The 25,605-nt window shown below is 68.5% G+C and carries 22 protein-coding genes; 2 read left to right on the top strand and 20 right to left on the bottom strand.

Annotated elements, in window-relative coordinates; genetic code table 11:
• Nucleotides 1–53: 53 nt before the first annotated feature.
• The 3 genes from EAH84_RS06900 to EAH84_RS06890 all read right to left on the bottom strand — a co-directional run bounded on the left by EAH84_RS06900 (nucleotide 54) and on the right by EAH84_RS06890 (nucleotide 3,034).
• Entirely contained in the window at nucleotides 54–773 is a 720-nt protein-coding gene (locus EAH84_RS06900) for an SPOR domain-containing protein (protein ID WP_140869740.1), read from the bottom strand.
• On the bottom strand, nucleotides 773–2,500 hold the full coding sequence (gene argS / locus EAH84_RS06895; protein ID WP_140869737.1) for an arginine--tRNA ligase: 1,728 nt from the start codon (nucleotides 2,498–2,500) through the stop codon (nucleotides 773–775). The genes EAH84_RS06900 and argS overlap by 1 nt, the downstream gene beginning before the upstream one ends.
• Before the next feature lie 93 nt (nucleotides 2,501–2,593).
• Nucleotides 2,594–3,034: a hypothetical protein gene (locus EAH84_RS06890; RefSeq protein ID WP_140869735.1), complete on the bottom strand. Its 441-nt coding sequence runs from the start codon at nucleotides 3,032–3,034 to the stop codon at nucleotides 2,594–2,596.
• Nucleotides 3,035–3,195: 161 nt separating this feature from the next.
• Between EAH84_RS06890 and EAH84_RS06885 the strand changes: the two genes are divergently transcribed.
• A complete protein-coding gene (locus tag EAH84_RS06885) occupies nucleotides 3,196–3,555 on the top strand; it encodes a lysozyme inhibitor LprI family protein (RefSeq protein WP_140869732.1) in 360 nt (119 codons plus the stop codon).
• Between the two features lie 96 nt (nucleotides 3,556–3,651).
• Here the strand turns inward: EAH84_RS06885 and EAH84_RS06880 are convergent, their stop codons facing one another.
• Entirely contained in the window at nucleotides 3,652–4,803 is a 1,152-nt protein-coding gene (locus EAH84_RS06880) for a DUF1501 domain-containing protein (RefSeq protein ID WP_140869729.1), read from the bottom strand.
• Between the two features lie 3 nt (nucleotides 4,804–4,806).
• A complete protein-coding gene (locus tag EAH84_RS06875; protein WP_194150368.1) occupies nucleotides 4,807–6,294 on the bottom strand; it encodes a DUF1800 domain-containing protein in 1,488 nt (495 codons plus the stop codon).
• Nucleotides 6,295–6,510: 216 nt separating this feature from the next.
• Between EAH84_RS06875 and EAH84_RS06870 the strand changes: the two genes are divergently transcribed.
• Nucleotides 6,511–6,810 (top strand): hypothetical protein, encoded by a 300-nt coding sequence (locus EAH84_RS06870; RefSeq protein ID WP_140869727.1) that lies wholly within the window; start codon nucleotides 6,511–6,513, stop codon nucleotides 6,808–6,810.
• A gap of 22 nt (nucleotides 6,811–6,832) precedes the next feature.
• Here EAH84_RS06870 and EAH84_RS06865 read toward each other — a convergent pair whose 3' ends face one another.
• The 15 genes from EAH84_RS06865 to EAH84_RS06795 form a co-directional block, all read right to left on the bottom strand.
• A complete protein-coding gene (locus tag EAH84_RS06865; RefSeq protein WP_140869724.1) occupies nucleotides 6,833–8,011 on the bottom strand; it encodes a deoxyguanosinetriphosphate triphosphohydrolase in 1,179 nt (392 codons plus the stop codon).
• The gene (locus EAH84_RS06860; protein ID WP_140869721.1) at nucleotides 8,008–10,335 is read right to left on the bottom strand and encodes an SPOR domain-containing protein; all 2,328 of its coding nucleotides are present in this window, start codon (nucleotides 10,333–10,335) and stop codon (nucleotides 8,008–8,010) included. Before EAH84_RS06860 ends, EAH84_RS06865 begins: the two co-directional genes overlap by 4 nt.
• A gap of 106 nt (nucleotides 10,336–10,441) precedes the next feature.
• Nucleotides 10,442–12,001 (bottom strand): cell division protein FtsZ, encoded by a 1,560-nt coding sequence (gene ftsZ / locus EAH84_RS06855; protein WP_140869718.1) that lies wholly within the window; start codon nucleotides 11,999–12,001, stop codon nucleotides 10,442–10,444.
• A gap of 107 nt (nucleotides 12,002–12,108) precedes the next feature.
• Complete coding sequence (ftsA, locus tag EAH84_RS06850) at nucleotides 12,109–13,371, bottom strand: cell division protein FtsA (protein WP_140869715.1); 1,263 nt, start codon at nucleotides 13,369–13,371, stop codon at nucleotides 12,109–12,111.
• Nucleotides 13,371–14,300: a cell division protein FtsQ/DivIB gene (locus EAH84_RS06845; protein WP_241656495.1), complete on the bottom strand. Its 930-nt coding sequence runs from the start codon at nucleotides 14,298–14,300 to the stop codon at nucleotides 13,371–13,373. Before EAH84_RS06845 ends, ftsA begins: the two co-directional genes overlap by 1 nt.
• A complete protein-coding gene (locus EAH84_RS06840; protein WP_170209846.1) occupies nucleotides 14,297–15,232 on the bottom strand; it encodes a D-alanine--D-alanine ligase in 936 nt (311 codons plus the stop codon). The genes EAH84_RS06845 and EAH84_RS06840 overlap by 4 nt, the downstream gene beginning before the upstream one ends.
• Entirely contained in the window at nucleotides 15,229–16,260 is a 1,032-nt protein-coding gene (gene murB, locus EAH84_RS06835) for a UDP-N-acetylmuramate dehydrogenase (protein ID WP_425326446.1), read from the bottom strand. The genes EAH84_RS06840 and murB overlap by 4 nt, the downstream gene beginning before the upstream one ends.
• Complete coding sequence (locus EAH84_RS06830) at nucleotides 16,257–16,454, bottom strand: hypothetical protein (RefSeq protein WP_170209845.1); 198 nt, start codon at nucleotides 16,452–16,454, stop codon at nucleotides 16,257–16,259. Before EAH84_RS06830 ends, murB begins: the two co-directional genes overlap by 4 nt.
• The gene (gene murC, locus EAH84_RS06825; protein ID WP_140869707.1) at nucleotides 16,451–17,869 is read right to left on the bottom strand and encodes a UDP-N-acetylmuramate--L-alanine ligase; all 1,419 of its coding nucleotides are present in this window, start codon (nucleotides 17,867–17,869) and stop codon (nucleotides 16,451–16,453) included. The genes EAH84_RS06830 and murC overlap by 4 nt, the downstream gene beginning before the upstream one ends.
• A complete protein-coding gene (gene murG / locus EAH84_RS06820; protein WP_425326444.1) occupies nucleotides 17,866–18,963 on the bottom strand; it encodes an undecaprenyldiphospho-muramoylpentapeptide beta-N-acetylglucosaminyltransferase in 1,098 nt (365 codons plus the stop codon). Before murG ends, murC begins: the two co-directional genes overlap by 4 nt.
• Before the next feature lie 41 nt (nucleotides 18,964–19,004).
• Entirely contained in the window at nucleotides 19,005–20,222 is a 1,218-nt protein-coding gene (locus EAH84_RS06815) for an FtsW/RodA/SpoVE family cell cycle protein (RefSeq protein ID WP_140869701.1), read from the bottom strand.
• The gene (gene murD / locus EAH84_RS06810; protein ID WP_140869698.1) at nucleotides 20,219–21,595 is read right to left on the bottom strand and encodes a UDP-N-acetylmuramoyl-L-alanine--D-glutamate ligase; all 1,377 of its coding nucleotides are present in this window, start codon (nucleotides 21,593–21,595) and stop codon (nucleotides 20,219–20,221) included. Before murD ends, EAH84_RS06815 begins: the two co-directional genes overlap by 4 nt.
• Nucleotides 21,592–22,662, bottom strand: a complete 1,071-nt coding sequence (gene mraY / locus EAH84_RS06805; RefSeq protein WP_140869695.1) for a phospho-N-acetylmuramoyl-pentapeptide-transferase — start codon at nucleotides 22,660–22,662, stop codon at nucleotides 21,592–21,594. The genes murD and mraY overlap by 4 nt, the downstream gene beginning before the upstream one ends.
• Nucleotides 22,663–24,033, bottom strand: coding sequence for a UDP-N-acetylmuramoyl-tripeptide--D-alanyl-D-alanine ligase (locus tag EAH84_RS06800; RefSeq protein WP_140869693.1), 1,371 nt, complete (start codon nucleotides 24,031–24,033; stop codon nucleotides 22,663–22,665). It lies immediately after the preceding gene.
• 142 nt (nucleotides 24,034–24,175) lie between these two features.
• Nucleotides 24,176–25,591, bottom strand: a complete 1,416-nt coding sequence (locus EAH84_RS06795; protein WP_140869691.1) for a UDP-N-acetylmuramoyl-L-alanyl-D-glutamate--2,6-diaminopimelate ligase — start codon at nucleotides 25,589–25,591, stop codon at nucleotides 24,176–24,178.
• Nucleotides 25,592–25,605 lie beyond the last annotated feature (14 nt).

Below are 25,605 nucleotides of genomic sequence, written 5' to 3'. Positions count from 1 at the left end.
CTACCCCGCAATCGAGCGGCCCGCCAGATCGACCGCCCGATCACGTTGCTCGGTCAACTCGCGACGAAGCAGGTTTCCCCGGCGACCCGCAACCGCCCGCAGATATCCGCCGCCTGGTTCGCACTGCCCGCGTTGACGCGAAGGCGATAGAGCGTGCGACCGCCGGTCGCGACCGGCTCGATCGATTTGCCGAGTGCCGCCAGATAGCCGAAGCGCTTCGAAAAGCTCGACCACGCGGTGTCGGCCGCCGCCTGGCTCGGGAACGCGCCGAGCTGGACGAGCGAGCCGCCCCCCGCCGCGCCGGGCACGTCGCCGCGCTTCACGGTGACGGGAGCCTCGGCGACCAGCCTGCCCCCCGACGCCGGCACCTGCGCGACCGCATTGCGGCCCGCGTTGCCGGTTGCGCCCACCCCCGGCTGGACGCGCTTGCCGTCCACCGGCTTTTCGGCCATCGCGCCGAGGTCGATCGATCCGTTACCGCTCTTGCCCGCGCTGGTCGCGATCGCGGCGTCGCCCTCGCCCTTGACCTTCAACCCGCCGGGATCGTCGGGCTTGACCTTATAGTCGCCTTCCTGCGCCGCGATCAGCTGACCATCGGGGCCTTTTTCGTTGTTGAGCTTGTACACCGCGAAGATGATCACGGCGAGGATCGCAAGTCCGCCGATGACGAACGCTAGCACGCGGCCAACCGGGACGCCTTCGGTCTCGTCGGGTTCGACGGTCTCGAGCCAGGGCAGGCGATCGTCCTCGCTTAGTTCTATCTCGTCGGCCATCACGTCATCTCCGAAACCGCCACCACTCCCATGATGGCGAGACCGTTCTGAATAATCTGTCCGATCGCCGCCGCCAAGGCGAGACGCGCGCGCGTCGCATCGGGGTTCTCGACGACCAGGAAGCGCCGGTCGGGACGCTCGTTTCCGACATTCCACTGCGCATGAAAAGCCGCCGCCAAGTCATAGAGATAGAACGCGATTCGATGCGGCTCCCGTGCCAGCGCAGCGGTTTCGACGGTGCGCGGGAATTGCGCCGCGAGCTTCACCAGCGCGAGCTCGTCCGTCTCTAACAGGGACAGATCGTGGTTACCCGGCGCGATCCCCGCTTCCGCGGCGCGACGATGGAGCGATTTGATCCGCGCGTGCGCATATTGGACGTAGAACACCGGGTTGTCCTTCGATGCCTCGACCACCTTGGCGAAGTCGAAATCCATCTGCGCGTCCGATCGGCGAGTCAGCATCGTGAACCGCACGACGTCCTTGCCGACTTCATTTACAACATCAGCCAGCGTCACGAAGTTACCGGAACGCTTGGACATCTTGACCGGCTCGCCGTCGCGCAGCAGCCGCACCATCTGGACCAGCTTGACGTCGAACCGGGTCTTGCCGTCGGTCAGCGCGGCCACCGCGGCGACGATCCGCTTCACCGTCCCGGCGTGATCGGCACCCCAGATGTCGATCAGTTGATCCGCACTTTGCGCCTTCTGGTAATGGTACGCGAGATCGGCGCCGAAATAGGTCCATTGGCCGTTCGATTTCCTGATCGGGCGATCCTGGTCGTCGCCGAACCGCGTCGAGCGGAACAGCGGCAGCTCGACCGGTTCCCAATCGTCGGGCGTCTCGCCCTTCGGCGCCTCGAGTACGCCGTCATAAACGAGGTCGCGGCTGCGCAATTCGGCCTCCGCCGCCGCGGGCTTCCCCGCCGCCTGAAGCTCGGCCTCGGAGGAAAACAGATCGTGATGGATGCCGAGCAGCGCCAGATCCGCGCGAATCATCACGAGCATCGCCGCGACCGCGCGGCTGCGGAACAGTGGCAGCCATTCCGCCTCGGGCGCACCGGAGAATTTACCGCCGAGTTCGCCCGCAAGCTGCTGCGCGACGGCGATAAGATACTCGCCGGGATACAGCCCCTCGGGGACCGTCCCGACATCCTCGCCCAGCGCCTCGCGATACCGCAGGTGGACCGAGCGCGCGAGCGTATCGACCTGCCCGCCCGCGTCGTTGACATAATATTCGCGGATCACGCGGTGCCCCGCGAATTCGAGCAGGCTGGCGAGCGCGTCGCCGACCACCGCGCCGCGGCAATGCCCCATGTGCATCGGCCCGGTCGGGTTCGCCGAGACATATTCGATATTGACGCTGATGCCGTCGCCGATCGTCGATCGCCCGTAATCGTCGCCCGCCGCACCGATCGCGGCAATCTCGTCGCGCCAGGTATCGTCGGTGAGCCGCAGGTTGATGAATCCCGGCCCCGCCACGGCGACGTCGGCGACCCCCTCGATCGTGCGCAGTCGTGCGGCGAGCCCGTCGGCGAGCGCGCGCGGGTTCGTGCCCGCGGGCTTGGCGAGGACCATCGCGGCGTTGGTCGACAAGTCGCCATGGCTCACGTCGCGCGGCGGCTCGACGGTGACGTTGCGGCGATCGAGCCCGGCGGGCAGCGTGCCCGCAAGGATGAGGTCGTCGAGTGCGGCGTCGATCAGCCGGGTGTAGCGGGTGTAGAGCGTCATACGGTGTCGCTTAGCGAAGGCGGGCGCGGTTGAATACCATTCGCGCCGATCACGCACCGGCGCGAAAGTTGACGAAGTTTCGCTGAAGGCGATTCATTCGTCCAGTTTCGCCGAGGGACTGGCGACGGGTGGCGCCTTGGGCGGCAATAGCGCGGCCATGATCGTGCGGTGATCGAAGCGGTGCGTGGTGCCGACGAATCGCCCGCGATAGAAGCGCGGCACGGAGATGCCGTTGACCGCGCGATCGACCGCGATCTCGAACGCGCGCTCCCGCCCCTGATCGATCGCCTCGTCCCACGCCGCCGCGAAGCTGTCGGCCCCGGCGCGCTTGCGCAGCGCATAGGCCGACGCGGCGCTCATGCCTACGGCGCGCGCCGCCTTGGCAACGCACCCGTATAGCGCGAGCGCGGCGAGGAACTGGCGCTGGCGATCCTCGGTCCACCCGTCATGCCGGGGTTTAAGCGACGCGACGGGCGTGAAGGCGGGAAGAGACGCCGCGGAATCGGGCGAGTCGTGGGCGGTTGGGGTCGTCATCGATGATGATGTGGCGGATCGTTCGTGTGTAGGACAGGGCTTTTTTGGCAGGACGCGGGGATTGGCTAGTTTCGCCCAATATTACCCCTTCATTCACTCGACAGGCCTACCCAGAAGCTGCCATTGTTCACCGGCGAAACGCAAAATCTCGAACAACTGACATGCCTGCCGTCATCTTTATTATGGCCATTCAAGCCGCGATTGCGGGACCTCCCCAGGACACCACTGAGGGGTGCAATGACAAGTATGGCACCGCCGCGTTGTCGTCCTGCTATTCTGAACACGCGGAATCTTGGAAGAGGAGGGTAATTGCGGCTTACCCAATCGCGCTAGATCATACCAAGGGACGGCAGCGCGATGCTCTCAAGCGCGCGCAAGACGCATGGTTGAAGTATCGTGCCGCCTCGTGCGAATTCTACGAGCTAGAACAAGGAAGTATCCATTTCATCTGGGGCGCTTATTGCATGCTGGACCTGACTCGCAGACGCGCACTTGAACTGGAGGAGTATGTTCAGCCCTGACCACTGGGCGACGCTCTGAACGGCGGCTTATCACTACCTGGCGCAAAAGCAGTCGGACTGCTCACACCAATAGCTCACACCAATAGCAGACCACCCCTAAACTCGCACCAACCCTCCGATTGCCGCCACCTTCGCGCTCGCGGGAAACAACGCCGCCATCGCGCGCGCGGGGTCGATCGCGAAATGGTCGGCGACCGCGCCCGCGATGAACGCGTCGAGCTGGGTCGTCGGCTTGAGGTCGCGGCCTTCGTAGAGATCGGCGGTCTTGAGCCCCGGCCAGTCGGCAAGTACGCGGCCGCCCCTGACCCCGCCCCCGAACAGCATCGCGGCGGAGGCCTGGCCGTGATCGGTGCCGCCGGTGCCGTTGACCGCGACCGTCCGCCCGAATTCGGTCGCGACGAGGACCAGCGTGTCGCTCCATAGCGGCCCCAGCCCCGTCCGGAGCGCGCCGATCATCGCGTCGAGCCCCTTCAGCTGCGCCGCGAGCCGCCCGCGCTGGCCGGCATGCGTATCCCAGCCCCCGGTCTCGATCATCGCGATCCGCGCGCCGTTGTCGGGGGCGAGCAGCCGTGCCGCGAGCGCGCCGGTCGCCGCGGCGTTGCGGCCATCGTCCTGCGTCAGGTCTCCGGCCAGCGCGCGCGTCGCGGTCGCCTCGCCCCAGAGCGCATGGAGTTGCGCGTCGCCTTGATACAGCTGCGTCACCCGCGCGAGCAGATCGTCGGACGCCGCGGGCAGCGCGCTCGGCGCATAGCTGGCGACATCATGGCGTCCGCGCAGCGCCATCGGTATCGTCGCGGCGACCGCAATCGCCTTGGCATCGTCGGTCGGGACGACCCCGAGCAACCGGTTCAACCAGCCGTCGCGAACCTGATACGGCCCCGCGCCCCCCGTCTCGAGCACATTCTGCCCATCGAAATGCGACCGATCGCGATACGGTGAAGCGATCGCGTGCGCGAACAATGCCTGACCCTGCCCGTAGAGCGCCGCGCCCGTCGCCATCGCCGGATGGAGCGCGAACATCGCGTCGAGCTTCGTCCCCGCGGCGAGATCCGCGGCAAGATCGCCGCGTGCGCCCGCAAACATCGGGTCGCCGATCGCGGCGACGATGCCGAGCCCGTCCGCCGCGCCGCGCTGGATGACGAACACGAATCGCTTGGGCGTCGCGGCCCTGGCGAACGCCATCCGCGGCGCGAAGCTGCCGAGCAGGCCGACCGCGCCCGCGCGCGCGATGAAGGAACGACGGTCCATGGCTTATCTCCGCATCATTTCGGGCGCGACGAGCAGCAACGCGAGCGCCTGCCCAGGGCTTTCGGCGCGCGCAAGCGATTGCGCGGTCGCCGCCGACACCGAGGCGGGAAACAGCTGCGGCGCCAGCGTACGCGCGTCGATCGTCCCTTCCGCGCGGGTCGCAAAGCGTTCGGCGGCTTCCACCCGGCGCAACAGCGCATCGGGGCCTGCCCAACTCCCGGCGATGTCGTCATAGCCCACCGGTTGCCCCGGCTTCCACACCGGCTGGCCGAGCTGATTCATCAGCCCAACCATGACCAGCGGCTTGACCTGCGTAGTACCAAGTGCGCGGAGCGATGATATCGTCCATTCCCATGGGTTCTTGAACTTCACCGGGGTCTCGACCCATGCCTCGGGCGACTCGATGATCGCGCGATAGATGGTGGGCAGATCGCCCTTCGATGCCAGGAACGCTGCGCTGATCCGATCGACCATTGCGGGCGGGGGGGTGTCGCCCGCGAAATGCCGCGTCAGCTTGGTCGCGATATGCGTCGCCGTCGCGGGGTGGATCGCTACGTCGGTCAGTACCGCCTGCGCCTGCGCCTCTCCCCCGGCGGGGTAGGTCCGGCCCATGATCGTCCGCGCGCCGGGTTCGTGAATCGCGGGTGCAAAGACGAAGTCGCCGGGCTGGCCGCCCGCGGTGCCCGCTGCGCGCGCGCCCGGACCACGACCGATCCCCGCGACGGTCCAGCCGGTCATCGCGCGCGCGAATTCGGTGACGTCAGCCTGGGTGTACCCGGTGCGGACGCCGAGCGTATGGAGCTCCAATATCTCGCGCGCGAGATTTTCGTTGAGGCCGACCTTGCGCGTCATGCCGTTCTGCGCCGCGCGCTGCGTCACGCGCTGGCCGAGCGGGCTGTCGGGGCCGACCGACACCGCCTGGTCGAGATAGAGCAGCATCGCGGGATGCCGCTCGACCGCGTTCAGCATATCCGCGAAATGGCCCAGCACATGCGGCCGGATCGCCTCCATCTCCAGCGTCCCGGCGAGCCCGACGACGGTCAGCTTGTCGGCGGAGACCGCGAAATGGTTCGCCCAGAAATGCACCATCCGTTCGACGAACGGCGCCGGGCCGGTCAGCGCGGCGATCGTCCGCGCGCCGACCAGCGCGCCATAATCGTCCCGCGCCTCGCGCCGCGCAAATCGGCGCGCTTGCTTCATCGCATCGTCCGCGCCGGCATCGGCGGGCTTCGCCGCGCCACCCGCCATCGCTGGGGCCGCTGTCGGATCAGGAGCCGCAATTCCCTGCTGTCGCATCGCACGGCGTTGATCCTGATACTCGGCGAGATCGGCGGCAACCGCGGCGCTCGTCGGCGCCTCCGCGAGTGCCGCCGGGCGCGGCTGGTAGGAGGCGAACTGATCGACCAACCAGGCTTTGGGCCGGGCGGGTATAGCCTCGCCCGGTCGAGCTCCCAGGCCGAACCGATTCAAGGCGATGGCGGCTTCGGACATCGGATGCCTCGCTTTCATCACCATCCTGCACGCCAATTGTCGCAAAGATATGCCGAAATCCCCGATCCGGCGCGAGACCGGCTCGCGTGATGATGCGTACAACGCAATCGTCGCAACTAAGTTCGCAATTGCAACTTATATCGGGGAGGCATACGCCAAGGGTATGAAGGTCGGAGAGGACCTGAACGGATCGACTCACTTACGGGAGACACGATCATGACCAAGACCATCGCCATCCTCGCCGCCGCCGCCGCTGCGCTCACTTCGACCGTCTGCATGGCGCGCGACGCCGATCAGAGCACGCAGCAGCGCTTCGTCCACAACGGCAGCACCTATGTCTACACGAGCAAGATCGTCGGGGGCCGCCGCGTCATCGACGGGCGCCGCTTTCCGAGCGGCACCGGTTTCCATCTGGTCGTCCGCGGCGACCAGGTCTCGGGCACGTCGGGCGGTGTCCCGGTGGCGTTCCACGTCGCCAGCGCCAAAGGCGCCACACTCGAAATTGCGGCGCGCTGACGACGCCGCGTCGCGGGGCCGGTCAGAAGCCTTCGGGCAGATCGATCGGCCCCACGCGGTCTCGGTAGCGCGCGATCGCGTAACGGTCGGTCATTCCCGCGATGAAGTCCGCGATATGGCGGCTGCGCCATGGCTCCTCGGTCGGTAGCTCATCGCACCAGTCCGCCGACATCGTGTCGGGATGGTCGCGGTATGCCGCGAACAGCCCCGCCACGATTATTCGCGCGCTGTCCGCCGCCGCCAGTTGCCGCGGATGGTGATAGAGATTGGCGTACATGAAGCGTTTGAGGTCGCGCTCCTCCCCGCGCATCGCGGGCGAAAAGCCGACCAGCGCCGCGCCTGCCGCGCGGACATCCTCGACGCTGGCGATTCCGCACGATGCGATCCGCCGCCCGGTTTCCTCGATCACGTCGTTCACCATCGTGCCGATCTGGCTGCGCACCAATTCGCCGGTCAGCCGGATCGGCTCTACCTCGGGAAACCGCGCGCGTGCCGCCTCCCACCCCCGCGCCACCAGCGGCACCGCGAGCAGCTGGTCGAGCGCCAACAACCCGGCGCGCAAGCCATCGTCGATATCGTGATTGTCGTAGGCGATGTCGTCCGCGATCGCCGCCACCTGCGCTTCCAGGCTCGACCAGCGCGCCAGATCGAGCGGGAATGCCGCATCGACCGCCGCCAGCGCCCAATGGGGATGCCGCACCGGTCCATTGTGCTTAGCTAACCCTTCGAGCGTCTCCCACGACAGGTTGAGGCCGTTCCAGCGCGGATAGGGCCGCTCGATCGCGGTCAGCGCGCGCAGCGTATGGCCGTTGTGATCGAACCCGCCCTGCCCCGCCAGCGCCTCCTTCAGCGCATCCTCCCCCGCATGGCCGAAGGGCGGATGGCCGATGTCGTGCGCCAGGCACAGCGCTTCGGTCAGATCTTCGTTGAGCCGCAACGCGCGCGCGATCGTCCGACCGATCTGCGCGACCTCGATGCTATGCGTCAGGCGGACGCGAAAATGATCGCCATCGGGCGCCATGAACACCTGGGTCTTGTGGCGCAGGCGGCGAAAGCTGATCGAATGGACGATCCGGTCGCGGTCGCGCTGGAAATCGTCGCGGGGGCCACGCACCGCGGCACCGATGGCCCCGGTATGTTCTTCGTGGAGCCGCCCGTGGCTGCGCGCTGGGTCACTCGCCCAGAGCGCCAGCGCGGTCATTTCGTCGGCAACCTCGTGATGTCCTGGCCTTTGTCGCTGGTGAACGGGAATGCCGACACGCCTTCCTTGGCGAGCGCGTTGACGAAATCGCGGGCGTCGTCGTCGGACGCGAACGGACCCGCGAGCACCCGGTTGGTCGCGCGCAGCGGCGTCCACCAACCCTGTTGGCCCGCGAACGCCTTGGGTGCCTTCGCCTTTGCCGCCGCCCAGGCCTTGGGCAAGTCGGCCTCGGACGCCCCGCCCGCGACCTGAACCCAGATCCGCGCGGGATTGGCGCGTTCCGCCTTGCGTTCGTCCGCCGCGGCCTTGGCGTCGGCGGCCTTCTTCGCCTCGGCGACCTTCTTCTCCGCCAGCGCCTTCTTGTCGGCGACCGCCTTGCGATCCGCCGCGCGCTTGTCGGCGGCGATCTTTTCCGCCGCGGCCTTGTCGGCGAGCAGCTTGCTCGCGGCGGCATCGCGCGCTTCCTTCGCCTTGGCCTCTTCGACCAGCGACGGATCGGCGGCGGGCTTGGCGCCCGGCATATCGGGAACGCCGAGTTCGGAGGCCGGGATCGACAGCCCTGCGACGATCCGTGCGAGGACCGAATCGGCCTGGCGTGATGCGAGCGCCGTGGGGACGGGCCGATCGGCCGCGGCCTGCTCGATCGAGAATCCCGGGGGCGCGACCGCCGTCGTACCCGCCAATGGCGGCGAACCGGCGGCGGTCGAGAAACCAGGCGCGGGCGAGGCTTCGGGCGGTGCGGGAACCGACGTCGACGCCAATTCGGTGGCTGGCGGTATCGACGCTGTCCCGGCCACCGGGGTTGCCGCTGCATTCGACTCCGGCACGGGCGGTCCGCTCGCAACCGCCGCAACCCGCGTCTCGGGAGGCGGCGCGCTAATCGCTACGGGAGCGGACGTCGCCGTCTCGCGAGCGGCATTCACCGCCGGGGTCGGCATCGGCGTTGCCTCCGTTCGCTCTGCCGCGGCAACGTGTGCAGCGGGCGGCGCGACCGGCGGCGGCGTTACGACGGGCGGCGGCGTGGGTATCGACGCGGGCGTGGGTGCTGGGGTCGGAGTGGATGTCGGCGTCGGAGTGGGAGTGGGAGTGGGGGTCGGGGTCGGGGTCGGGGTCGGGGTCGGGGTCGGGGTCGGGATCGGGGTCGGCGTGGGCATCCGTACCGGCACCGCGGCAGCGAGTGTCACGCGGCGGGGGCGGGCTTCGCGCGACGGCGTCGGTGCGAGGGTCGGAGACGGCGTCGGCGTCGTGCTCGTCAAGCTCGCCAGCGCCTGCGCGTTGGCGCGCGCGGTGGCATTCATCGGCGCGGATCGCGGGTCGGCGGGCGCGACGGTAGGAATCGGCTGCCCGCGATAGGCCGGCGGCGGCGGCAGCGCGGGGGCCGGATTGCGGGTCACCGCCAGCGCGACGCGACCCGGCTTCTCCTTGTTCTTTTTGCGGCCACGACGGTCGTCGCGCGTAGGTTGCGGCGCCACAGGAGCGGCACGCGCGACGATGACCGGGCTCGCGGCATCGGGCGCCAGCGGGGGCATGGCGGGAACCAGTCGCGCGTCGATCGCGCGCGCAGCGGTCGGCTGGATTTCGCCGAAATGGACCGCAAACGCCCGATCGACCGCGGGTAAGCTCGGCAGCCGCTGGAAAAACGGCTGGAGGCCCTCCGCCATTCCAGGCGGCATCATCGTCGTCGCGATTCGTTCGGCCCCCGCGACGTCGCCGGCCATCGCCAGCACGAACGCGCGCGCGCGCCACGCGCCGCGGTCGGTATCGCGCAGCAGCGGGTCGAGCACCGCCAGCGCCTCGTCGCGCTTCCCCGAAATCCCCAGGCTCAGCGCGTACCGGCGCATGACCTCGGGGTTGGCACCCGATGTCAGCGCCAGACGATAGTCGCGTTGCGCGCGTTCCTGCTCGCCGATCAAATCGAACGCCAGCCCGCGATCGCCCGCGAAGGCACTCGGGTCGAGCCCATAAGACTGCGCGATCGCGAAATAGCGCAGCGCCTGCCCCGGCCGCTCGGAGCGCACCAGCACCGACGCCTCCCCCGCCTTAAGCCGGGCATTGTGCGGATCGATCTGTTCGGCGCGCGCGAACAGCGATGCCGCGCCGCTCAGATCGTCGAGCTTCAGCGACAGCTCCCCCGCGCGGATCAACGCGGGCACGTCGCGCGGGTTCGCCGCCAACGCGCGCATCTGCTCGCCCAGCTTGTCGGCGTCGGTGGTCCCCGGAATCGGCTGGACCACCGCCTGCGCGCCACCGGCCGCGGAGGCCGCGACGCTTGCGAGCGCCAGGCCGAGCGCGGCGCTTCGCCAAAGACTCGAAACTGAAGACATGGGATCCCTACCGCCTACAGCCGAGCCGCGATGAACCCGCAATGTCCGTGACGACGACGCGCGACCAGCGGAGCCTTCCCGGCGACGAACTGGCCGGAATCAGCCGTTACTGGTTGTTCTGGCGATTCAGGAACCGGGGAATGTCGATCGCGTCGCCATCCTCGGCATCGCTGTCGTCGCGCGATGCGCCGCGCGCGGCGTTCGACATCCGTTCGAACAGCGTGCCGCCCAGCTTCACCTTGGGCTGCGCGGCGGGTTCGGTGCTGTCGCTGCCCGGCGACAACCAACGTCGTCGCTGGCTGCCATCCTCGACCGGAGCCGCGGGCGCGGCATCCGCCGCAGCCGCGGGTTCGACCTTGCGACCGAACGGCGCCGTCGAGTCGGCCTCGGGCGGCTGCGACACGATCGTTTCGGCGCCCAGCACCAGCTCTTCGTTCGCGGCGTCGGCGGTTTCGGGCTCCGCATCGGCGGCGATCGCATCGTCGCTCGACAGGTCGAGCGCATCGTCGTCGGCACCCTTCTCGTCATCCAGCGCAGGCGGCGTGGTGAACGAGGCGACTGGCGCGGCGTCAGCCTCGCTCGGTTCCGCGGCAGGCGCGGGGGTGGCCGCTGCGGGGCGGAACGAGACGGGTTCGTCGCTCTTCTTGGCGAAGCTGAAGCTGCGGGTCGGCTCGGCGGCGGGGCGCTCCTGCGCGTTCACATCCGCCTCGATCCCCGTCGCGACGACCGAAACCCGGATCTTGCCTTCGAGTTCGGGGTTGAACGCCGAACCCCAGATGATGTTGGCATCGGGATCGACCAGGTCGCGGATGTGGTTCGCCGCCTCGTCGACTTCGAGCAGCCGCATGTCGTCGCCGCCGGTGATCGAGATGATGACGCCCTTGGCACCCTTCATGCTGACGCCGTCGAGCAGCGGGTTGGCGATCGCCTTCTGCGCGGCTTCGAGCGCGCGGTTGTCGCCCTCGGCCTCGCCGGTGCCCATCATCGCCTTGCCCATTTCCTGCATGACGGAACGGACGTCGGCGAAATCGAGGTTGATCAGGCCCGGCATCACCATCAAATCGGTAATCCCGCGAACGCCCTGCTGGAGCACTTCGTCGGCCATCTCGAACGCCTGTTTGAAGGTCGTGTTGGCGTTGGCGATCAGGAACAGATTTTGGTTGGGAATGACGATCAGCGTATCGACGAATTTCTGCAATTCCTCGATCCCGCCCTCGGCGCTCTTGGCGCGGCGGTTACCCTCGAAGCTGAACGGTTTCGTCACCACGCCGACGGTCAGGATGCCCATGTCGCGCGCCGCCTTGGCGATGACCGGGGCTGCACCCGTGCCGGTGCCCCCGCCCATCCCCGCGGCGATGAACACCATGTGCATACCCTCGAGCTGCTTGGCGAGCGCGTCGATCGTCTCCTCCGCCGCGGCGCGCCCGATTTCGGGGCGGCTGCCCGCGCCGAGCCCCTGGGTGATCTTGACGCCGAGCTGGATCCGCCGTGGCGCGATCGATTGCTTCAGCGCCTGCGCGTCGGTGTTGGCGACCAGGAAGTCGACCCCCTGCACCTCGGCGCGCATCATGTTCGCGATCGCGTTGCCGCCCGCGCCGCCGACCCCGATCACCGCGATCCGCGGGGTGAGTTCGTCGACCTCGGGAGTGATGAATTCGATACTCATGAGATTCTCTCCGCCCTGCCCGGTAAACATCCGGGGCCCCGTGGTTAACCTTTTGCCCTAACGATTCGCGCGGTGCCACCGAATTCCGTCCAGCGCGTCATAATTGCTCAATAATTCGCGCGCGCTGCCTGAATTAGCTTGCGCACCACGCCCATGCCCTTCTGCCGATGCACCGTCGTCTGCTGCGGCGACAGCCCGCGCAGGTCGATCGGATCGCTCGCGGCGTAGAACGCGAGCCCCGCCAGGGTCGCGAACGCCGGGCCACCATGCGCCTCGGGCAGCGCGATCAGCCCGCGCGGCCGCCCGACGCGAACCGACCGCCCGAGCGCCTGTTGCGCGTAATCGGCGATCCCCTTCAGCTCAGCGCCACCGCCGGTCAGCACCACCTGCCGCCCGACTGGCCCTTCGAACTTTAGCCGCGCAAGCGCATTCCTGATCTCGCCCATCTGGTGTTCCAGCCGCTGGCGGACGACGCCGATCAACTGCGCCTTGGTGATCTGCACCGCGTCCTCGCCGCCGTCCTCCGCGGCGATCGGCACGACCGGGATCATCTCGTGATTGTCACGCGGCGAGGCGTTGGCGGAGCCGTGGAAGCATTTCATCCGTTCGGCCTGTTGCCGCCGCGTCCCGAACGCCGAGGCGATGTCGTCGGTGATGTCCGCTGCGCCCATCGGGATCGAGCACAGGCCGACCAGCATCCCGCCCGCGAACAGCGACACGTTGGTGATCCCCGCCCCCAGTTCGACCAGCGCGACGCCAAGCTCGCGCTCCTCGTCGCTCAGGCACGCCAGGCCGGTCGCGACCGGGCTGGCTATGATCGATTTCACCTCAAGATGCGCCGAACGAACGCACAGATCGAGGTTCCGGACCGGCGATCCGTCCGCCGCGACGACATGGATGTGGACGCCCAGCCGGTCGGCGTGGAGCCCCAATGGCTTCTTCACCCCGGTCAGCCCGTCGAGCGTGTAGAGCGCGGGCTGCGCGTGGAGCACCATCCGCCCCTGCGGATCGATCGAATTGCGCCCCGCTGCCAGCAGTGCATCGATATCGGCCTGTTCGACGCGGTGTCCGCCGAGTTCGAATTCGACCTCCGCGACATCGCTGACCAGCCCGCCCGCCGAAAAGCCGACCCAGACATTCTCGATGTTGATCCCCGCGATCCGCTCGGCCTGCTCGACCGCCTCGCGCACCGCGGCCTCGGTCGCGGCCATGTCGGCGATATAGCCGCGCTTGACCCCGCGGCTTTCACGCTGCCCGGTGCCGAGCACGATCAACTCGCCGCCATCGCCCTTCTGCGCGATCATCGCCGACACCTTCGACGATCCGATATCGAGCGCGGTGATCAATCCTTCCGGTGCAGCCTTCGCCATTATGTATCAGCCCCCATTTGAATATCCGCCGCAAGGCCGGCCGGCGCGGTCGACGTCTCGTCGTCGGGAATCGCATGCGCGACGTTCGCCCCGGGCTTGCGCGCGACCAGCTTCGACGCATCGCGCATGTCGAAGCTCAGCCAGCCGCGCCCCAGCAACGGGTGCGCGCCGTCCTTTTCCGCGAAGGTGACGAGCGCGTCAGCGGCATCCGTTTCGGGCAGCTTGAGCGTTTCGCCGCTGTCGAACAACAGGTCCCAGCGCCGGTTGCCGACCCAGGTCGCGGCAGTGACGCGCGGTTTCAGCGCGGGCGCCGCGGCGAGCAGCTTCTGATACCCCGCCTCCTGCCGGTCGGCGCCGGGGCCGATCACCAGCGGCAAATCGGGCATCGCGTTGCGGTCGACCGGATCGAGCAGCGCACCGGTCGCGTCGATCAGCGTCAGCTGGCCGTTATCCTGCCAGATCGCGGCGGGCGTGCGTTCCTTGATCGTGACGAGCAGCGTATCGGGCAACCGCCGCGACACCGCCGCATCCTCGACCCAGCCATAGGCGAGCAGCCGTTCGCGGATATGGGCAAGGTCGACCAGCGGCATCGCGAGTGAGGGCTGATCGAGCGCGACCGCGCGGATCGTGTTGCTGTCCATATGATGCTGGCCGACGATCTCGACCCCGGTGACGCGGAAGCCCGCGCGGCCCGCGCCTTCGCCGATCGCGTCGCCGATCATGCCGGGGAGCCCCAGCGCGGTCGCGACCACCAGCCCGATCGCGACGACCCCGCCGGTGACGACCCAGGTCGCCGCGCGGCGCAGCGTCGGCTCACTCACCGGCAACGCGCCGACCAGCCGGTCCATCCGCGATACCTTGCGCACCGGCTGCTTGCGCCGCGGCGCGGGGCGGCGGGGCGGCGGGCCGCGCTTGATCGTCCGGCTCATCGCTCGGTCGTCCCCACCGCTTCGTCGACGATCGCCTGGACGAGCTCGGGATAGGAGATGCCGCAATGCCGCGCCTGTTCGGGGACGAGGCTGAGCGGCGTCATCCCCGGCTGGGTATTCACCTCGAGCAGGAACAAGCCATCGACCCCGCGCTCGTCGTCCCAGCGGAAATCGGCGCGGCTGCACCCCTTGCACCCCAGCAGCCGGTGCGATTCCAGCGCCAGCGCCTTGCACGCGGCCGCGATCTCGTCGGGGATGTCGGCGGGGAAGATATGGTCGGTCATCCCCTCGGTATATTTGGCGTCGTAATCGTAGAACCCGCTCTTCGGCCGCAACTCGGTGACGCCGAGCGCGCGGGTTCCGAGCACCGCGGTCGTCAGTTCGCGCCCGCGGACATAAGGTTCGGCGAGCAGCTCGTCGAAGTCCTGCCACGGCCCCGCGACATCGCGCCCGATCGGATTGCCATAATTGCCCTCAGCGGTGACGATCGCAATCCCGACCGAGGAGCCTTCGTTGACGGGCTTCAGCACATAGGGCCGCTGGAGCGGATCGGCGGCGAAGATTTCGGCGGATTTGACGACGCGCCCGCCCGGCATCGGCACGCCATGCGGTACCAACGCCTGCTTGGTCAGCACCTTGTCGATCGAGATCACCGACGCGGCGAGCCCGCTGTGCGTATAGGTCAGTCCCATCAGGTCCATCAGCCCCTGGACGCTGCCGTCTTCCCCCGGCGTGCCGTGGAGCGCGTTGAAGACGATGTCGGGTTTGGCTTCGGCGAGCCGCGCGGCAACGTCGCGATCCATATCGATCCGCGTGACGCGATGCCCCAGCCCTTCGAGCGCGTCGGCGACCCCCGCGCCCGACATCAACGACACCGCGCGCTCGGCGGACCAGCCACCCATCAGGACAACGATGTGGAGCGGTGCCGTCACTTCTCCCCTCCCGCCCGCGGGAGGGGTCGGGGGAGGGCGTGTCCGGAAGCGGGGTCGTGCATGACCACGCCCTCCCCTAACCCCTCCCGCAGGCGGGAGGGGAATAACCCCACACGCTGGATTTCCCATTCCAGCATCACCCCCGACTGCGCGTTCACCCTGTCCCTGACCTCTTCGCCCAGCGCCTCGATCTCCGCGGCGGTCGCGGACCCCAGGTTGAGCAGGAAATTGCAATGCTTGTCCGATACCTGCGCATCGCCGCGGCGCAAGCCCCGGCATCCGGCGGCATCGATCAACGCCCAGGCCTTGTGGCCCCCAGCCGTTTCGGGGGGCGGGTTCTTGAAGGTCGACCCCCCCGTCCGGCTGCGCAGCGGCTGCGACGCCTCGCGCTCGGCGGCGATCCGATCCATCTCGGCACCGATCGTCGCGGGATCGCCGGGAACGCCGTCGAACAGCGCCGCGACGACAACCGCGCCCGCCGGAACCGCGGAATGGCGATAGGTATAGCCGAGCCGGTCCGCCGACCATGTCTCGATCGTCCCCGCGCGCGTCACGATCGTCGCCTCGACCAGGATGTCGCTGACGTCACGGCCATAGGCGCCCGCGTTCATCCGCACCGCGCCGCCGACCGTCCCCGGAATCCCGCGCAGGAATTCCAGGCCCGCGATCCCCGCGTCGCGCGCCGCGCTCGCGACCGTGATCCCCATCGCCGCCGCGCCCGCACGGACCCGACCATCGTCGATCGTCACGCGCGCCATCGCCTTGGGCAACCGTACCACGACACCGGGTACCCCGCCGTCGCGAACGATCAGGTTCGATCCGACGCCGACCGGCAACACCGGGATCGCGGGATCGAGATCGGCGAGCAGCGCGGCGAGATCGTCGACATCGGCGGGCCGCACCAGCCATTCGGCGGGGCCACCGGTGCGGAACCAGATGAAATCGGCCAGCGATCCGCCCCGCTCGACGCGCCCCCTGACCCGCGACAGGTCGAGCCCCTGGGTCTGGAACGGTGCTGCGAGCGTCACCACGCCCCGCCCCACAGGTTCATCCACGCACTCCACGCCTTCACATTCGCGTCGATCGCCTGCTGCGATGCCTCCTGCACCTTCACGACCGCGTCGCCCGCCTCGACGGACGGCTGTCCCGCCTCGATCGCCTGCCGACCGGCGTCGAGCATCTGCTGCTGGAGGTCGAGCGAGGCCTTCATCCAGTCGGTCATCGCCGTGCCTCGATCGCTTCGGCGAGCCCTGCCGCCCATTTAGTGATGTCGCCCGCGCCGAGGCACACCACCATGTCATCTGCGGCGAGCGTCGCCGCGAGGTCGTCGGCAAGCGCATCGGCGTCGGCGACGACCGCGGCGTGGCGATGCCCGCGGCGGGTCAGTCCGTCGACCAGCGCCGCGGCATCGACGCCCTCGACCGGGGGTTCGCCCGCGGCATAGACCGGGGTCACGAGCACACGATCGGCGTCGTTGAACGCGGTCTGGAATTCCTCCATCAAATTGCCGAGCCGCGAATAGCGATGCGGCTGGACCACCGCGATCACCCGCCCCGCGACCCCTTCGCGCGCGGCGGCGAGTACCGCGCGGATCTCGACCGGGTGATGGCCGTAATCGTCGATGATCGTCGCCTTCCCGCCATCCGCAAAACCGACCTCACCGACCTTGGTGAAGCGCCGCTTGACCCCGCCGAACTTGGCGAAACCCTGTTGGATCGTCGCATCGTCGATCCCCATCTCGAGCGCCACGCCGATCGCGGCGAGCGCGTTCTGGACGTTGTGACGCCCGGGCATCGGCAATTCGACATGCTCGATCGATCGGGTCGTGCCGTCGCGATGGCGGATGATTACCTCGAACCGGTTGCCGCCGGGGATCGGGGTGACGTTAACGCCCCTGACATCGGCCTGCGCCGCAAAGCCATAGGTCACGACCCGCCGGTCGCGAACGCGCGGCAGGACGTTCTGGACCTCGGGATGGTCGAGGCACAGCAACGCCGCACCATAGAAGGGGACGTTTTCGACGAATTCGACGAACGCATCCTTCACCGCCTCGAACGATCCATAGTGATCGAGATGTTCGGGATCGATGTTGGTGACGACCGCGATCGTGCCGTCGAGGCGCAGGAAGCTGCCGTCGCTCTCGTCCGCCTCGACGACCATCCAGTCGCTCGCGCCGAGCCGCGCATTCGAGCCGTAGCTGTTGATGATCCCGCCGTTGATCACGGTCGGATCGATCCCGCCCGCATCAAGGAGCGCCGCGATCATGCTCGTCGTCGTCGTCTTGCCGTGCGTCCCCGCGACCGCGACGGTGGATTTCAACCGCATCAATTCGGCGAGCATTTCGGCGCGCCGCACCACCGGAATGCGCGCGGCGAGCGCGGCCTCCACCTCGGGGTTCGACCGCACGATCGCGGTCGACACGACGACCACCGCCGCGCCGTCGACATTTTCCGGCTGGTGCCCGATCGCAACGCGGATACCCTTCGCGCGCAGCCCCTCGACCGCATAGCCCTCGGCGATGTCGGAGCCCTGGACGTCATACCCCAGGTTCTTCATCACCTCGGCGATTCCCGACATGCCGATCCCGCCGATCCCGACGAAGTGGATCGGGCCGATATCGGTCGGCACGCCGGTCACGCGAACGCCTGCTTCGGGCGGGACACCCCGACCGGCAACCGCGCGACCGGCGCATCGAGGCTCTCGACCAGATCGGCAAGATCGCTCACCGCATTGGGGCGACCGACGCTCTTCGCGCGCCCGGCGGCGTTTTCGAGCGCGGCGGGATCGAGCCCGAGCCGCTGCATCTGCTTGGCGAGTTCCTTCGCGGTAAAGTCGCCCTGCGGGATCGTCCGCGCGCCGCCCGCCTGCGTGATCTCGCGCGCATTGGCGGTCTGGTGGTCGTCGGTCGCCGACGGCAGCGGCACCAGGATCGCGGGCCGCCCCGCCACCGTCAGTTCCGCGATCGTCGACGCGCCCGCGCGCGCGATGACGAGATGCGCCCAGGCCAGTTGCGCGGGCATGTCGGGCAGGTAGGTCGCCAGCTCGGCGGGAATCTGGTGCTCGGCATATTTGGCGCGCACCGCATCGATATCCTCGATTCGCGCCTGATGGGTCACCTGGAGGCGGCGGCGGAAGGTGACCGGCAGCATCGCAAGCCCATCGGGAACGACGCGGCTGAGGATGCTCGCGCCCTGCGACCCGCCGGTGACGAGTACCCGGAAGATGCCGTCCTCCTCCAGCAACGGATAGGGCCGGGTCCGCAGCGCCAGCACCGCCTCGCGCACCGGGTTGCCGACGAGATGGGTCTTGCCCTCATATTTCGCCGCTAACCGCGCGGTGCGATCGTACGACGTCGCGATCGCATCGACCCGCCCCGCGACCAGCCGGTTGACCCGCCCCAGCACCGCATTCTGTTCGTGCACCGCGGTCGGGATGTGGTTCACGAACGCCGCGAGCAGCGCGGGCAGCGCGGGATAGCCACCGAAACCGATCACCGCGGCGGGCTTGAAGGTTCTGTAGAGTTGGCGCGCCATCGCGCGCCCCCGCCACATCTCGCGAATCGCGCCCGGCCAGCCCAATGGCTTTCTGACCTGAAACCGGCCTGCCGGGATCACGTGCGTCTGAATGTCGTCGAACAGCCCCGGGAACCGCACCCCGCGCGCATCGCTGACCAGCGCGACGCGGTGGCCACGCTTGGTCAACTCCTCGGCAAGCGCGGCGGCCGGGACCATGTGCCCCCCTGTGCCCCCCGCAGCGAGAACGAAATGCTTGCTCAATTTCCACCCCATTTCACGACATAGGGGCTGCGCGTCAGGAATGGATTGCGCCGGGTGAAGGCGAGCAACAGCCCCATCCCGATCGACAGCGCGATCATCGACGATCCGCCATAGCTGATAAACGGCAAGGTCATTCCCTTCGACGGCGCCAGGCCGGTGTTGACCGCCATGCTGACCAGCGCCTGCGCGCCGAACTGCACCGCGAGCCCCGATGCGGCGAGCAATTTGAACTCATCCTGTTCGTCGAGCAGCTTCACGAATACGCGCACCACGATCGCCAGGAACACAAGTCCGATGATCATGCACGCGATCAGCCCGAATTCCTCGCCGACGACCGAGAAGATGTAATCGGTATGCGCTTCGGGGAGCCCGAACTTCGCCTGCCCCGCGCCCGGCCCGGTCCCGGTCCACCCCCCCGCGGTCAGCGTCGCGTGCGCGGCGTTGACCTGGAAATGATCCGCCGCGCCCTCGCCCTCGACGCCGGGGAACAGGAACGCGTCGATCCGGTTGCGTGCGGTGCCGTAGAATAGATACGCCGCGACCAGCCCGACCGGCACCATCCCGATGATCGTGCCGAGCACCTTGGCGGGCGTTCCCGCGATCATCAGCAGCGCCAGCCACACCGCGCAGAAGATCACGGTCTGCCCGAAATCGGGTTGCAACATGAGCAGCCCCGCGATCGCCGCGGTCAGTGCGCCGGTGATGACGACGGTCGGCAATTCGGGATCCTTCGCCTTCAGCGACAGCAGCCATGCGGTCGACACGATGAAGAAGGGTTTGAGGAATTCGGACGGCTGGAACTGCGCGAATCCATAGCCGATCCAACGGCGCGCGCCGTTGACGCTGACCCCGACGAACGGCGTCGCCGCGAGCAGCACGATCAGGATCGCCGCGCCGGTCAGCGCCATCCGCCGCGCCATCGCGACGGGCATCATCGACACCCCGAACAGCACCGGTAACGACACCCCGACCCACAGCAGCTGGCGCCAGAAATAATACAGCGGGGCGAGCTTGCGATGCTCCCCCGAATAGCGGACCGCAGTCGCCGGACTCGCCGCCGCGACCGCGACCAGCCCGATCGCGATCAGGAACAGCGTCAGCAACAACAGCATCCGGTCGATGTCCCAGAACCACGTGCCGAGCGGCGACCGGTCGCCGCGCCCGCCGCGCTGCTTCACCTTGGCGATCAGCCCTTCTGCGCGGACATCGGTCACGATAGCGCCTCCACTGCCGCACGGAACGCGTCGCCGCGCTCCTCGTAATCGCGGAACTGGTCGAAACTAGCACAGGCGGGCGACAACAACACCGTCTCCCCCGGTCGCGCCCCGGCAGCCGCCGCGCCGACCGCGGCCTCCAGCGTGCCGCATTGTTCGACGGGCATGACGGGCGCCAGGATCGCGGCGAAGCGCGGCCCCGCCTCGCCGATCGTATAGGCGCGCGCGACCGACCCGAAATGCGGCACGCAGGCATCGAGGTCGTCGCCCTTGGCACGCCCCCCGACGATCCAGTGGACCCGGTCGAACGCCGCCAGCGCGGGCGCGGTGCTGTCGGGGTTGGTCGCCTTGCTGTCGTCGACATAGGTGACGCCAGCGACCTCGCGCACGCGCTCCATCCGGTGCGGCAGACCGCCGAACGTCTCCAATCCGCGATCGATATCGGCCTCCGCAACACCCAACGCCTGGCACGTCGCGATCGCGACCAGCGCGTTCTGCGCGTTGTGCGGCCCCTGGAGCGCGGGCCATTTGCCCTGGAACAGGCACACCCCCGGCGCGATCTTGGTCAGATGCTCGCCACGTGCCGACAGCGACCGCGCGATCGCCGCCGACGCCGCATCGCCGATCCCGATCACCGCCTCGTGGCCAGGCGACTGCATCGCGAACAACCGCGCCTTCGACGCTGCATAGCCGTCGAACCCGTCATAGCGATCGAGATGGTCGGGGGTGATGTTGAGCAGCACCGCGACGTCGCAATCGAGGCTGGCGGTCAAATCGATCTGATAGCTCGACAGTTCGAGAACATAGACGCCGCCGGCGGGCAACGGTTCCTGCGCCAGGATCGGCAACCCGATATTGCCGCCCATCAGTGTCGGCACGCCCGCGGTCTGGAGGATATGGTGGACGAGCGCGGTGGTGGTCGATTTGCCGTTGGTCCCGGTGATCCCGACGACTTTGTGCGGCGGCAATTGGCCGCGTGCCTGCGCGAACAATTCGATGTCGCCGATGATCGGCACCCCCGCCGCGCGCGCCCTCGCAGCAATCGGATGCGTGTTGAGCGGCACCCCCGGCGACACGACGAGCGCGTCGAACCCGGTGAGGTCGTCGAGCGGCGCGACGCACAAATACCCTCTCCCCGGCGGGGAGAGGGTTGGGAGAGGGGCAGTTCCAGCCACAGCACTGCTTGACTGCCCCTCTCCCCAACCCTCTCCCCAAAGGGGAGAGGGAGTAAGAGTGCTACGTTTCGCCTCATCGCTATCCCACGCCGTCACGCGCGCGCCCGCCGCCAGCAACGCCCCCACCGTCGCCGCGCCCGACCGCGCAAGCCCGAGCATCGCATAGCGCTTACCCGCCCAGGCGGCGCTGGTGATCACCGCAACTTCAACGTCGACAGGCCCGCCAGCGCCAGCACCAGCGCGATGATCCAGAACCGGATCACCACGGTCGGCTCGCTCCAGCCAAGCTGCTCGAAATGATGGTGGATCGGCGCCATCCGGAACACCCGCTTGCCGGTCCGCTTGTACCAGAACACCTGGATGATGACGCTCAGCGCCTCGACGACGAACAGCCCGCCGATGATCCCGAGCACGATCTCGTGATGCGCCACCACCGCGATCGTGCCGAGCGCGCCGCCGAGCGCGAGGCTGCCGGTATCGCCCATGAACACCGCCGCAGGCGGGGCATTATACCACAGGAAACCCAGCCCCGCACCGACCACCGCGCCGCAGAAGATCGCGAGTTCGCCCGCGCGCGGCACGTGCGGGATGCCGAGATAATCCGCGAACTTCACGTTCCCCGCCAGGTAGACGATGATCATGAACGCGACGCTCGCGATGATCACCGGCATCGTCGCCAGCCCGTCGAGCCCGTCGGTCAGGTTCACCGCATTGCCGAACGCGACGATCGTGAATGCCGCGAACACCGGGAAGAACCAGCCCAGATCGAGATACACCCCCTGGGTGAAGGGAAAATAGAGGTGCGGCCCGTTCTGGGTCATGATGATCGTCGCCGCGACGCCCGCGATCACGAATTCGAGCAACAGCCGCGTCCGTCCCGAAATCCCCGCCGCGCTCGCCTTGGTGACCTTGTCGTAATCATCCATGAATCCGATCGCGCCGAACCCGAAGGTCACGAACAGGCACGCCCAGACATACGGATTGCTGAGGTCCATCCACATCAGGATCGCCAGCGCCATGCTGGTCAGGATCATCAGCCCGCCCATCGTCGGCGTGCCGCGCTTGGCGAGGTGGGTCTGCGGCCCGTCGGCCCGGATCGGCTGCCCCTTGCCCTGGCGGACCCGCAGCCAGCCGATGAACTTGGGACCGATCAACAGCCCGATCGCCAGCGCGGTCGCCACCGCCGCCCCGGTCCGGAACGACTGGTAGCGGATGAGATTCAAAATCCCGGTGAAGCCCAGGTGTTCGGCCAGCCAATACAGCATCTACGTTGTTCCGCCCTTTAGCCGCGCGATCACCCGCGACAGGCCCACCCGGTTGGAGCCCTTGACGAGCACGGTGTCGCCCGGTGCCAGCACCGTGTCGAGCCGGTCGAGCGCCGCCGCAACGTCGCGCACATGGACGACATTGGTTGTTCCCTCAAGGGCTTCCGCCAGTACCCGCATCGATTCACCGACCAGCAGCACCGTGTCGACCCGCGCGCCACGAATCGGATCGGCAAGGTCGCGATGATAGGTCGCGGTGGCATCGCCCAGCTCGCCCATCTCGCCAAGGATCGCGACGTGCCGCCCCAGCTCGTCGGCGAGGACCGTCAACGTCGCGCGCATCGACAGCGGGCTGGCGTTGTAGCTCTCGTCCATCACCAGCGCCTCGCCGCCCGCGATCTTCGCTACGAACCGCGCGCCGCGCCCGGGCAGCCCGCCCATCTCCGCCAGCGCGAGCGCCGCCTGCGCCAGATCGGCCCCGACCGCATCCACCGCAGCGAGCACCGTCAGCGCATTCGAGACCCAGTGTGCGCCGGGCTGCGCCAGCGTGAAGCTCACTTCGCTGTCGCCGATCCGCGCGGTGACGAAGCTGCCCCCGGTCGCGACCCGCATCACCTCGACCGCGCGCGCATCGGCGCCCTCGCCCGTGCCAGTGGTGACGACCCGTCCCGCGTGCGCGCGGGCCACCGCGACGAGCCGGTCGCGATGCGGGTTGTCGAACGGCACGATCGCGACGCCGCCCGGCTCCAGCCCCTCGAAGATCTCGGCCTTGGCATCCGCGATTCCAGCTTCGTCGGCGAAAAATTCGATATGCACCGACGCCACCGTCGTCACGATCGCGACGTCGGGACGGACGATCCGGGTCAGCGCGGCGAGTTCGCCGGCGTGGTTCATCCCCATCTCGAACACGCCGATTCGCGCGTCGCGCGGCATCCGCGCGAGGCTCAGCGGGACGCCGGTATGATTGTTGTAGCTCTTGACCGACCGGTGCACGCGGCCCGGCATCGAACGATCGAGCGCCGCGAACAGCGCCTCCTTGGCGCTAGTCTTGCCGACCGACCCGGTTACCCCGACGATCGTCGCGTCCGTCCGAGCCCGGCTCGCCCGCGCAAGGTCGTTCAACGCGGCGAAGCTGTCCGCGACGCGAACATGGGGATGATCGGTCGGCGCGCTGACGATCGCCCCCGCCGCGCCCTGCGCGAACGCCTGATCGAGGAAGCGATGCCCGTCGGTCGTCTCTCCGCTCAGCGCGACGAACAGGTCGCCCGGCCCGACCTCGCGACTGTCGAACGCGACGCCAGTCACCTCAAAATCGGCGGACGCGACGCCGGCGGTGGCGGTAGCGATTTCGGTAGAAGTCCAGAGGCTCATTCCTTCTCCCCCTGTGGGAGAAGGTGGCCCGCAAGGCCGGATGAGGGGGCGTTTAACTCGAAACCGAAGTCCCCCTCCCCCTTCCGCGACTGCGTCGCTCCCTCCCTCTCCCACAAGGGGAGAGGGCAGTCGAATGCCCCCCTCACGCCGCGCACTCGCGTGCGACCGCGACGTCGTCGAACGGCAACACCAGATCGCCGACGATCTGCCCCTGTTCGTGGCCCTTGCCCGCGATCAGCACGATATCCTCCGCGCCCGCGTCGTGGACCGCGGCGGCGATCGCACCGCGCCGGTCACCGATCTCGGTCGCGCCCTTGGCACCCTTCAGCACGTCGCGCCGGATCGCGGCGGCGTCCTCGGTGCGCGGGTTGTCGTCGGTCACGATGACGGCATCCGCCTGGCTCACCGCGACCTGCCCCATCGCCTCGCGCTTGCCCTGGTCGCGATCCCCGCCCGCGCCGAACACCACGATCAACCGCCCGCCAGCATGCGGTTTCAGCGCCGCGATCGCCGCCTCCAGCGCATCGGGGGTATGCGCGTAATCGACGTAGACCGGCGCGCCCGTCCGGGTGATGACCGCGCGTTCCAGCCGCCCGCGCACCGGCTGCAACCGCGACAGGTTCGCCAAGGTCTGCGCGACATCCCCGCCGGTCGCGATCACCAGCCCCGCCGATACCAGCGCGTTCGCCGCCTGATAGGCACCGATCAGCGGCAGCGTGACCCGATGGGTCCGTCCCTCGGCTTCGATCGTCAGCCCCTGCCCCAACAGCGTCGGGTCGCGCCCGACCAGCCGCAGCGTCTCGCCATGCGTTCCCACCGTGACCAGCGCGATGCCGCGCGCGCGCGCCAGGTCGATCACCCGTGCGCTCTCGATATCGTCGGCCCACACCACCGCGGTACCATCGACGCTCAGCACCTCCGCGAACAGCCGCAGCTTCGCGGTGAGATACGCCGCCATGTCGCCATGATAGTCGAGGTGGTCGCGGCTGAGATTGGTGAACGCCGCCGCCGCCACGGGCAGCCCCTCGGTGCGATATTGCGTCAGTCCGTGGCTCGATGCCTCGAACGCCAGGTGCGTCACGCCTTCGCGCGCCAGCCCCGCGACGTTCGACAAAAAGGTGACGATGTCGGGGGTGGTCAGGCCGGTCGTCACGCGCTCGTCGGCGGTGGTCACCCCCAATGTCCCGATCGAGGCGGCATGATGCCCCGCCATCCGCCACAGCTGGCGCGTCATCTCGACACAGCTCGTCTTGCCGTTGGTCCCGGTGATCGCGACGCTGGTCGCGGGGAACGGCGCGAAGAAGCGCGCGGCAGCGCGGGCGAAGCGTTCGCGCGGATTGGCGTCCGCGATCAGTACCGCGCCGTCGACCGCGACGCCGGGGCGCGCGACGATCGCGACCGCACCCGATCGCACCGCGTCGGCAATATAGTCCTCGCCATTGACGCGCGCGCCCTCGAACGCGCCGAAGACGGTGCCCGGCGCCACCTTGCGGTGGTCGATCGCGAACCCGGTGACCTGCGCCGTCTCGGCCCCGCCGGTCAGCGCCCCCAGCTTCATGCGCCGAGCCTGGC

Source organism: Sphingomonas oligophenolica (assembly GCF_006438955.1).
GTDB classification, from domain to species: Bacteria; Pseudomonadota; Alphaproteobacteria; order Sphingomonadales; family Sphingomonadaceae; genus Sphingomonas; species Sphingomonas oligophenolica_A.
This window is presented reverse-complemented; position numbering and strand designations above follow the sequence as displayed.

Bases quoted from the DNA above. Each gene is read 5' to 3' on its own strand.
- EAH84_RS06900 (WP_140869740.1), bottom strand. From the start codon at position 773: ATGGCCGACGAGATAGAACTAAGCGAGGACGATCGCCTGCCCTGGCTC.
- argS (WP_140869737.1), bottom strand. From the start codon at position 2,500: ATGACGCTCTACACCCGCTACACCCGGCTGATCGACGCCGCACTCGAC.
- EAH84_RS06890 (WP_140869735.1), bottom strand. From the start codon at position 3,034: ATGACGACCCCAACCGCCCACGACTCGCCCGATTCCGCGGCGTCTCTT.
- EAH84_RS06885 (WP_140869732.1), top strand. From the start codon at position 3,196: ATGCCTGCCGTCATCTTTATTATGGCCATTCAAGCCGCGATTGCGGGA.
- EAH84_RS06880 (WP_140869729.1), bottom strand. From the start codon at position 4,803: ATGGACCGTCGTTCCTTCATCGCGCGCGCGGGCGCGGTCGGCCTGCTC.
- EAH84_RS06875 (WP_194150368.1), bottom strand. From the start codon at position 6,294: ATGTCCGAAGCCGCCATCGCCTTGAATCGGTTCGGCCTGGGAGCTCGA.
- EAH84_RS06870 (WP_140869727.1), top strand. From the start codon at position 6,511: ATGACCAAGACCATCGCCATCCTCGCCGCCGCCGCCGCTGCGCTCACT.
- EAH84_RS06865 (WP_140869724.1), bottom strand. From the start codon at position 8,011: ATGACCGCGCTGGCGCTCTGGGCGAGTGACCCAGCGCGCAGCCACGGG.
- EAH84_RS06860 (WP_140869721.1), bottom strand. From the start codon at position 10,335: ATGTCTTCAGTTTCGAGTCTTTGGCGAAGCGCCGCGCTCGGCCTGGCG.
- ftsZ (WP_140869718.1), bottom strand. From the start codon at position 12,001: ATGAGTATCGAATTCATCACTCCCGAGGTCGACGAACTCACCCCGCGG.
- ftsA (WP_140869715.1), bottom strand. From the start codon at position 13,371: ATGGCGAAGGCTGCACCGGAAGGATTGATCACCGCGCTCGATATCGGA.
- EAH84_RS06845 (WP_241656495.1), bottom strand. From the start codon at position 14,300: ATGAGCCGGACGATCAAGCGCGGCCCGCCGCCCCGCCGCCCCGCGCCG.
- EAH84_RS06830 (WP_170209845.1), bottom strand. From the start codon at position 16,454: ATGACCGACTGGATGAAGGCCTCGCTCGACCTCCAGCAGCAGATGCTC.
- murG (WP_425326444.1), bottom strand. From the start codon at position 18,963: ATGGTCCCGGCCGCCGCGCTTGCCGAGGAGTTGACCAAGCGTGGCCAC.
- mraY (WP_140869695.1), bottom strand. From the start codon at position 22,662: ATGCTGTATTGGCTGGCCGAACACCTGGGCTTCACCGGGATTTTGAAT.
- EAH84_RS06800 (WP_140869693.1), bottom strand. From the start codon at position 24,033: ATGAGCCTCTGGACTTCTACCGAAATCGCTACCGCCACCGCCGGCGTC.
- EAH84_RS06795 (WP_140869691.1), bottom strand. From the start codon at position 25,591: ATGAAGCTGGGGGCGCTGACCGGCGGGGCCGAGACGGCGCAGGTCACC.